1 protein-coding gene is annotated in these 1382 nt (G+C 65.2%); it reads left to right on the top strand.

Translation table 11 applies throughout. The features are described from left to right. Positions 1–46 precede the first annotated feature (46 nt). A complete protein-coding gene (locus tag RKE29_RS29850; RefSeq protein WP_312008840.1) occupies positions 47–1345 on the top strand; it encodes an IS256 family transposase in 1299 nt (432 codons plus the stop codon). Positions 1346–1382 lie beyond the last annotated feature (37 nt).

The following is a 1382-nucleotide window of genomic DNA, read 5'->3' as shown; positions in this document are numbered from 1 at the left end:
GGGAGTGTCCAATAGACGGCGGATCCGATGATCAAGGAGACGCCTGATGAGCGAGACCATCACCGAGCACGAGGCCGTGGAGGAGCCGGTCGTCGAGTCGGCCGCGGAGGCGGTGTCGGACGAGCAGTTGATCGGGATGCTGGTCGACCGCGCCCGCTCCGATGGGCTGCAGCTGACCGGCGAGGGCGGGCTGCTGCAGCAGCTGACCAAGAGGGTGCTGGAGTCCGCCCTGGAGGGCGAGATCACCGATCACGTCGGCTATGACAAGCACGACGTGACGGGCAGGAACAGCGGCAACAGTCGCAACGGCACCCGCTCCAAGACCGTGCTGACCGATGTCGGACCGGTCGAGGTCAAGGTGCCCCGCGACACCGCCGGCACCTTCGAGCCGCAGATCGTCCGCAAGCGGCAGCGGCGGCTGACCGGCGTCGACGAGATGGTGCTCTCGCTGTCCGCGAAGGGCCTCACCCATGGGGAGATATCGGCTCATCTGGCTGAGGTGTACGGGGCGGAGGTGTCCAGGCAGACCATCTCCACCATCACGGACAAGGTGATGGAGGGCATGGCCGAATGGCAGTCCCGCCCGCTGGATCGCGTCTATCCCGTGGTGTTCGTGGACGCCATCAACGTCAGGATTCGCGATGGCGAGGTCGCCAACAGGCCGATCTATGTCGCCATGGCCGTCACCGTCGAGGGCACCCGGGACATTCTCGGGATCTGGGCCGGAGACGGCGGCGAGGGCGCCAAACACTGGCTCCAGGTCTTCACTGAGCTGAAGAATCGCGGAGTTGAAGATGTCCTGATGCTTGTCTGTGACGGGCTGAAGGGGCTGCCGGACGCGGTCGAGACGGTCTGGCCTCGAACTGTGGTGCAGACCTGCATTGTTCACTTGATTCGCAACAGCATCCGCTACTGCGCTCGTCAGGACTGGGACAAGGTCGCACGTGATCTGAAGCCCGTCTACACCGCTCCGAGCGAGGCCGCCGCGACCGAGCGGTTCCTGGAGTTCTCCGAGAAGTGGGGCTCCAGGTATCCGGCCGTGATCAAGCTGTGGTCCGACGCCTGGGCCGAGATGGTGCCCTTCCTCTCCTTCGACGTCGAGATCCGCAAGGTGATCTGTTCGACGAACGCGATCGAGAGCGTCAATGCCCGCATCCGCAAGGCGGTCCGGGCCCGCGGCCACTTCCCGTCGGAGGCCGCCGCGTTGAAGTGCGTCTACATGGCGCTGATGAGCCTGGACCCGACCGGCAAGGGCCGGCGCCGCTGGACGATGCGCTGGAAGGCACCCCTGAACGCCTTCCAGATCGCCTTCGACGGCCGCCTCACCCCCACCGACCAGCGATAACTCAACAACCAAGATCAGCCGTTAACTTGACACACCC

It is taken from the genome of Streptomyces sp. B1866 (assembly GCF_031932565.1).
Lineage (GTDB): Bacteria > Actinomycetota > Actinomycetes > Streptomycetales > Streptomycetaceae > Streptomyces.
Note: the sequence above shows the minus strand (reverse complement) of the source record. Positions and strands in the feature narration are given on the sequence as shown.